The organism is Psychrobacillus sp. (assembly GCF_056205495.1).
The window spans coordinates 1-7,459 of the sequence record NZ_JBAEAP010000009.1 but is presented as its reverse complement, the minus strand read 5'-3'; the positions used below and the strand labels follow the sequence as shown (position 1 = coordinate 7,459).

9 protein-coding genes are annotated in these 7,459 nt (G+C 37.4%); 1 reads left to right on the top strand and 8 read right to left on the bottom strand.

The genetic code is table 11. The features are described from left to right. Positions 1 to 194 precede the first annotated feature (194 nt). The gene (gene rpmB, locus AC06OU_RS00215; protein WP_142605779.1) at positions 195 to 383 is read left to right on the top strand and encodes a 50S ribosomal protein L28; all 189 of its coding nucleotides are present in this window, start codon (positions 195 to 197) and stop codon (positions 381 to 383) included. Between the two features lie 61 nt (positions 384 to 444). Here rpmB and spoVM read toward each other — a convergent pair whose 3' ends face one another. From spoVM to AC06OU_RS00175, 8 genes are all read right to left on the bottom strand, one after another. Then, positions 445 to 537, bottom strand: coding sequence for a stage V sporulation protein SpoVM (spoVM, locus tag AC06OU_RS00210; protein ID WP_169358558.1), 93 nt, complete (start codon positions 535 to 537; stop codon positions 445 to 447). A 16-nt stretch (positions 538 to 553) separates the two neighbouring features. Then, entirely contained in the window at positions 554 to 1,210 is a 657-nt protein-coding gene (locus AC06OU_RS00205) for a thiamine diphosphokinase (protein ID WP_475853314.1), read from the bottom strand. After that, positions 1,207 to 1,875, bottom strand: coding sequence for a ribulose-phosphate 3-epimerase (gene rpe, locus AC06OU_RS00200; RefSeq protein WP_475853313.1), 669 nt, complete (start codon positions 1,873 to 1,875; stop codon positions 1,207 to 1,209). Before rpe ends, AC06OU_RS00205 begins: the two co-directional genes overlap by 4 nt. Before the next feature lie 3 nt (positions 1,876 to 1,878). Further along, on the bottom strand, positions 1,879 to 2,760 hold the full coding sequence (gene rsgA / locus AC06OU_RS00195; protein ID WP_475853312.1) for a ribosome small subunit-dependent GTPase A: 882 nt from the start codon (positions 2,758 to 2,760) through the stop codon (positions 1,879 to 1,881). A gap of 11 nt (positions 2,761 to 2,771) precedes the next feature. Continuing rightward, positions 2,772 to 4,766: a Stk1 family PASTA domain-containing Ser/Thr kinase gene (pknB, locus tag AC06OU_RS00190; RefSeq protein WP_475853311.1), complete on the bottom strand. Its 1,995-nt coding sequence runs from the start codon at positions 4,764 to 4,766 to the stop codon at positions 2,772 to 2,774. Positions 4,767 to 4,768: 2 nt separating this feature from the next. Beyond that, complete coding sequence (locus AC06OU_RS00185; RefSeq protein ID WP_169358553.1) at positions 4,769 to 5,506, bottom strand: Stp1/IreP family PP2C-type Ser/Thr phosphatase; 738 nt, start codon at positions 5,504 to 5,506, stop codon at positions 4,769 to 4,771. Positions 5,507 to 5,544: 38 nt separating this feature from the next. After that, a complete protein-coding gene (rsmB, locus tag AC06OU_RS00180; protein ID WP_475853309.1) occupies positions 5,545 to 6,897 on the bottom strand; it encodes a 16S rRNA (cytosine(967)-C(5))-methyltransferase RsmB in 1,353 nt (450 codons plus the stop codon). Continuing rightward, a partial coding sequence (locus AC06OU_RS00175) for a methionyl-tRNA formyltransferase (RefSeq protein ID WP_475853307.1) occupies positions 6,894 to 7,459 on the bottom strand: 566 nt, incomplete at its 5' end. The genes rsmB and AC06OU_RS00175, both read right to left, overlap by 4 nt.

Here is a 7,459-nt window from a genome sequence, read left to right as displayed (position 1 = left end):
CACCATCTGTTACTATAGTAACTATGTAAACCCCAACACTGCAAGTAACTACTGAACCTAAACTGTTATTTTATAGTGTAAAGGTTTTTTTCTTGATATACTTGCTTATCAAAAGAGTCTGTGGTAAATTATTAAAGTATGTGAAATATCGAACTGAAAATCTTTCAGCTTCTTTTTTAAAGGAGGAAATTATAATGCCAAAAGTATGTGCAATCACTGGGCGTAAAGCTCGTTCTGGTAATGCTCGTTCTCACGCAATGAACGCTACTAAGCGTACATGGGGGGCAAACCTTCAAAAGGTCCGTATTCTTGTAGACGGTAAACCTAAACGCGTATGGGTTTCTGCTAGAGCTTTAAAATCAGGAAAAATTGAGCGCGTTTAATCGCTCTCATAATTAATGCCAGGCCGACAAATTGTCGACCTGGCATTATTTCTTTTTAAAACTATTTTTTTTCCTCATCCTTTTTAAAAAGACGAATACATACCTTCATTAAACTACTAACAGATTTAGGTAATTTAAATGTGTAGACCTTCACACGAATTTCCTCCCTTTTAGTCACTGCTTCTTATCATTAAACATATGCCTGACTTAAAGGAGATAGTACTTGTTCGCTCTACTTGTTCATTACTTGTAAACTTTGCATGGCCATATTTTATTGGTTCTTCTTCCACATTATACAAAAATCCCTCTAATGTAACGTCTTCCAGTCTTTCACCAAAAGGATAAAAAGATATATATTTATACTCTTCTTGTTGATCTATTTTATGTGTTCCAGGAAGTAGAAATTGAAGCTTATTTTTATTGTTCTGGATATAAAAGGAGACTTCAGGATTCAATCGTTGAAAGTGGTATACATCATGAAGAGCTGCTTGATAGTGATCCAAACGAGAACCACTTACACCGGTTAAAATAACTTCGTTTGGTTTATATTTCATTGCTTCTACTAAAGCCAAACGTGTATCTGTCTCATCCTTCTCAGAGGGCATTATAGATACATGTGTCACGTGTTTTCGTAGTGTATCCAACTCTTTATAACTAATAGAATCAAAATCTCCAATAATCTCTGTTGGAATAATATCAGCATTCAACAAATGATAGGCACCTCTATCAGCCCCAATAAAGATTGTTTCTTCTTGTAAAAAAGGAAGCTGTCTAAGATCAACAACTTCCTCTACAGGACCACCTGCGCAGATGAAGACACGCTTCATTTTGAAGCCACACTCAATCCTGCAGCTTTTATTCTTTGAAGTGCCTTTCCTTTGTCAGGTGCATTATAAACAGCGGAACCAGCGACTAAAATAGTTGCTCCTGCTTCCACACAAGGAATAATAGTATCCTCGTTGACTCCTCCATCAATCTCAATTTCAATAGAAAGATTTCTTTCCTGTATAATTTGAGAAAGTTGTTTTACTTTAGGAATAACGGAATGTATAAATTTCTGACCACCAAATCCAGGGTTGACGGTCATAAATAAAACCATATCAACATCCTCTAATACATGCATAATTGACTCAACAGGCGTATGTGGATTTAACACAACTCCTGGCTTCACTCCAAATGAACGAATCAACTGAATTGTACGGTGAAGATGTGGTGAAGCCTCCACGTGAACTGTTATATAATCAGCTCCAGCTTTAGCAAATGCCTCAATGTATTGATCAGCATTTTCTATCATAAGATGTACATCCAATGGAAGGTTAGTAAGTGGTCGTAAAGCCTCTACCACAATCGGTCCCATCGTTATGTTTGGAACAAAATGACCATCCATCACATCTATATGAATAAGTTCAGCTCCAGCTTTTTCTACCTCTAATACTTCTTCCCCAAGTTTTGCAAAATTTGCTGCTAAAATAGAAGGTGCAATCTTTACCATAAGTTAGTACCTCGGCTTTCTATCTACTATTTCTTCATAAAATTGTAAATAATGTTTGTATCGATATTCTTTAATTTCTCCAAGCTCTACTGCTTTTTTTACAGCGCATTTTGGCTCATTTACATGTAGGCACCCTCGGTACTTACATTCGTCCTGTCGTTTTACAAAGTCAGGAAAACAACTAGAGAGCTCTTCTTTTTCCATTAAATCAAATTCAAAAGAACTAAAGCCAGGGGTATCAGCTAGAAGACCATCACAAACCTCGATTAATTCTACATGTCTGGTTGTATGCTTCCCACGTCCTAAAGCATCCGATATTACCCCTGTTTTTAAATCTAAGGAAGGGAGAATTGTATTTAATAAAGTAGATTTCCCTACCCCTGATTGTCCTGCTAATACTGTAGTTTTCCCTTTTAAAATAGGGGTTATTTTATCGTTAAAATCCGGATCATCTTTGTAGGTCATTAATATATCATAACCAATATTTTCATAATCGTTGATATAATCCTTCATTGTTTGTTCCATCTTAGTATCCATCAAATCACTTTTCGTCAAGCAAATGATTGGCTCAATGTAAAAGGATTCTAGAACTACTAGGAAACGGTCTAATAATATCGTATTGAAGTCTGGTTCTTTAATAGAAAAAACTAAAATGGCCTGATCAATATTCGATATCGGTGGACGAACTAAGTTATTTTTTCTTTCGTGGATGACAGTTATAGTACCATCGTTCTCTCCCTCGACAGTATAGTCAACAAAATCACCAACTAGAGGAGATTCGCCTCTATTTCTAAAGACGCCTCTCCCTCTACATTGAATCACTTTACCATTATCATATACATAATAGAAACCACTAAGCGCTTTTCTTATTTGACCATTTGGCATCCTATGCCTCCCTAATCTATATCTTCATATTTTATTGTTTTTTGTTCGAGTACCTCTTGATTTCTTTTAATAAGATATCCGCCAGCCTCGCCTTCCACAATTTCTAGTGAAATCTTTTTCTCTACTGCCGATGTAATTTCAAACTCTTCAACTGGAGGGTCAGTAAATTTATGTGTTTTGTCTTGAATATAAATTTGAATTATTTGAGGAACAACTTCCTTCTCAGGATTTTCCTCATTTTCTCCTTCTTCCCCTTCACCATCAGGCTCTTGCTCCAAATAAGGAATTGGCACAATTCTTACAAACGTCTTAGTTGGCTTAGCTTTTGGTCCAGAAGAAATCACTACCTCAACCGTACTTCCCTTTGCGAGTTTCTGGTTTGGCCCCGGAGATTGTTCTACAACTGCTCCTTTAGGAATTGTATCGTGGTTCACTTCTTTTGTTTTAACGATCTTTAATCCCGAGTTTGTTGCATATTCGTTTAAATTCTTTTCATTGTATTCCCTTAAGTCTCTCAAAGTAATCATTTCTGGTCCAATACTTACTTGAAAACGGACAACGGTTTCTTCAGGAATAATTTCTTGTCCAGCTTCAGGCTCCTGCTTTAAAATGGTACCCGCTGTTGCAGAAGCGTATATTTTATCTTCCTCAATTTTATAGCCTTGTTTTTCAAGCAAAGCTATAACCTGGGTGATATCCTGATTTTCGTAGTCACCCATTACAGAAGTTTCCTTCCCTTGGGATACAATTATATCTACCTCAGTTTCTACGTCACGCATTTTTCCTTCTTCTGGTGTTGTACCTATGACATGGTCTTTTTCGACCTCATCATCAAATTCTAAAATTTGTTCTCCAATGATAAAGCCTTCTGACTCAAGTAATTTTATAGCGTCCTCAACCTCTAACCCAGCTACAGGAGGAACTTCTATCTTGTCCGGTTTAAACAACCCGGGGAAAGCTATGATTATGATTAATGCTAGCAAAATCAGGCCAGCTATTATCCCTGTCACTATTTTCCATTTACTTCTTTTCTTCTTTGGTTTTGTTTGTTCAGGAGGCTTATCCTCTGTTTGTAATTTTTTAGTCTCTGCAACATCTTCAAAAGAAACAGGCTCTTTAATAACCGGAAGAACCTTCGTAGCTCCATCGTCTACAGGAACAACAAACTTTGGTTCATTGGACCTTTCTGGTGACATGGCAGTTGATAAGTCTCTTTCCATTTCCTCTGCAGATCGGTACCTGTTTCTAGGATCTTTAGCAGTTGCCTTTAGGACAACATTTTCTAAGCTTTGTGGTATGACAGGATTGATAGCTCTAACCGATGGTGTTTCCGCCTGTAAATGCTTCAATGCAATGGATACAGCTGATTCTCCTGAAAAGGGAAGCTGTCCAGTCAATAATTCAAACAACACAATTCCTAGCGCATAAATATCTGATTCTCTAGTAGCAGTTCCGCCACGAGCTTGTTCTGGTGACAAATAATGCACGGTTCCTAAAACGGAGTTAGTTTGCGTATAGGAAGTTGCACTTAATGCCATCGCTATGCCGAAATCAGTTATTTTCACGTTTTCTTGCTCATCCAATAAAATATTCTGCGGTTTTATATCTCGATGAATAATATGATTATTGTGTGCATTAGAAATAGCCGAAGTTAGCTGCTTCATAAGAGTAATTGTTTTAACGGGCGAAACCGGGGCATTATGCTGTATGTATTGTTTTAGTGTCTCACCTTTAACATGTTCCATAACAATATAGTGAATATCTTCATCTTCTCCTACGTCGTAGATATTAACTATATTAGGGTGTGTAAGGCTTGTGGCAGAAAGTGCTTCTCGCTGAAAGCGACGACGCAGTTCTTCTTCATTAGAAAAATCATATCGCAAAACCTTAATTGCGACGTCTCTGTCTAAGATCATATCATGTCCCAAATATACGTTGGACATGCCGCCTCCACCAATCATCTCTAGCAACTTATACCTGCCGCTAATTCTTTTGCCGATTAACATCCTTACACCTCCTCATCCTTATTCGTTAACAAGATCAGGGAAATATTATCTTCTCCGCCTGACTTATTAGCTTCCTCTACTAATTCATCTCCCATTTCGTAAAGAGATTTCTTTGAGTATAGCAAGTGCTGTATATAGGATTCACTTATTTTATTACTTAAACCATCTGTGCAAAAAAGAAAATATGAATTCGCTGCAAATTCTACTTCAAAAAAATCAGGGTGAATAGTTCGTTCGGTTCCGACTGCTTTCATAATTGCATTTTTCATAGGGTGTGTTTTTGCTTGTTCTTCATTTATCTCCCCAGAGTCGAGTAAGACATTTACAAAAGAATGGTCTCTTGTGATTTGCCGAACCAAGTTTTGTGTAATTTGATAAACGCGACTGTCCCCAATATGAGCTATAATCCCTTTGCTGTTTTCAAACAATCCTGCAATTAAAGTTGTTCCCATACCCTCACATCCTGTGTTAGAGGATGAATGCTGGGCAATTAGTTGGTTAATGGTTTGAAACGTGTACATTAACCAATCTTTTGCTGGAACAACAGAAGGATTGTAAGCATGAAAATACTTTTCGAACTCAGTAATAGCCATCTCACTAGCTACATCTCCAGCATTATGACCACCCATTCCGTCCGCAACAACAGCTAAAATACGACCATCCTCACGTTTAAATACCCCAACACGATCCTCATTAATGGTTCTTTTCAAGCCTACATCAGTTTTAACAACGAACCTCATTTATCCCTTCACCTCTTCATAGATAGAGCCCGTTGCAATCAGCTCTTTTTTTGAAAAACTGCCACAAAAAATCCATCACTTCTCAGGTCTTGAGGAAACAGCTGTAACATACCATCCTCTTCTTGCTGCTTTATATTCTTTACAACGTCTGGAAAACTTTTTAGTTCCATATCTGGATGTTTTTCCATAAATAACTTGGCTGTACCTTCATTTTCCTCACGGTCCACTGTACACGTACTATAAACTATTAAACCATTTGGCTTTAAAAGTGTATATGCTTCGTCTAATATTTTTAGTTGTATCGGCTTCAGTGAATCGAAATCCTTTTCACTTTTCGTATATTTAATGTCAGGCTTTCTTTTCATGACCCCTAGACCGCTACAAGGAGCATCTACTAAAATACGGTCAAACGTTTGCTCTGGAAATAACTCTGAAGCTTGGCGTGCATCTTTTTCTACTGTTTCAATAAAACTAAAGCCTAGTCTTTCAGCATTTTCTTTTACTAACTTCAATTTATGCTGGTGAATATCCATTGCTACAAGCTTTCCAGTATTCTTCATTTTCTCGGCTATATGTGTCGTTTTTCCGCCTGGTGCAGAGCACATGTCTAACACGGTCATTCCTGGTTCTGCTTGAAGAGCATAAGCCGGGATCATAGAGCTTTCGTCTTGAATGGTAACAAATCCTTTTTGAAAAGCTGTCGTTTTAGCTGCTTGGCCATTGAACAAATAAATACACTCTGGAATAACTTCGCTCTTTGCCACGACATATCCTTCCTGAGTCATTAAATGCATAACTTGTTCTACTGTTCGCTTGAATAAATTAACACGTAAAGTAGTCACAGGAGGCTCGTTATTTTCTTTAAGCATTTGCTCAGTTGTTTCAAAACCATATTCAGAAATAAATCGTTTCACCATCCACATTGGATGACTAGTCTCGATAGAAAGCCTCTCTACCTTGTCTTGAATTTCTTCCGTTGAACGGACGCCTTCTCGAAGGATCGAGCGTAAAATACCATTGATTACACCGGAAATTCCTTTATGTCCTCTTCGCTTAGCAATGTTAACCGCTACATTTACAGCTGCATGGTCTGGAATTCTTGATAGATAGTGTATTTGATATAAGGACAAACGAAGAAGTTGTCTAACCCAGTCATCCAGCTTACCTTTTATAAAGGGCTGAAGGTAATAATCTAATGTCATTTTATGTTGAAGCGTTCCATAAGTTAACTCGGTTAATAATGCTCGATCTTTTGGTTCGATGTCATACTTTTCGATTGTTTGATGTAGCAACAGATTGCTATAAGCTTGTTGTTTTTCAACAGCCATTAGTATAGTTAATGCTGCATCTCTTACATTACCTGTCCATATTTTTTCATTCTTTTTTGTCATTCAAATTTGTCTCCTATTCGCAATTTAGAACCTACGCCTCGCAAATAGTCATTTGCAGACATTTTTTTCTTCCCAGCCGGCTGTAGCTCATCAATTCGGATAGCTTCTCCCAAACCTGTTTGAACAACAAAATAATCTGTTTCAATTTTTACGACTGTCCCTGGTAATTCATTTGTATTTATATCAAGTGTATCTGCCTTCCAAATTTTCACCGTTAGCCCATCCAAAGTAGTATAAGCTACAGGCCACGGATGAAGACCGCGGATTTGATTGTGAATTTCTATTGCAGACTTAGTCCAATCTACTCTTTCCTGTTCGCGTGAAATATTTCTTGCATAGGTAACTAGAGACTCATCTTGGACAATTCGTTCATTTCTGCCCGTAATGATTAATGGCAATGTTTCCTTTAAAAGGAGAGTTCCTACTTCACTTAGTTTGTTAAACAGAATTCCAGTATCATCTAGATGTGTAATAGGAATTTCACGCTGAGAAATGATATCCCCTGCATCGAGTTTTTCCTCCATATACATAATCGTGACACCTGTTTTTTCTTGCCCATCCA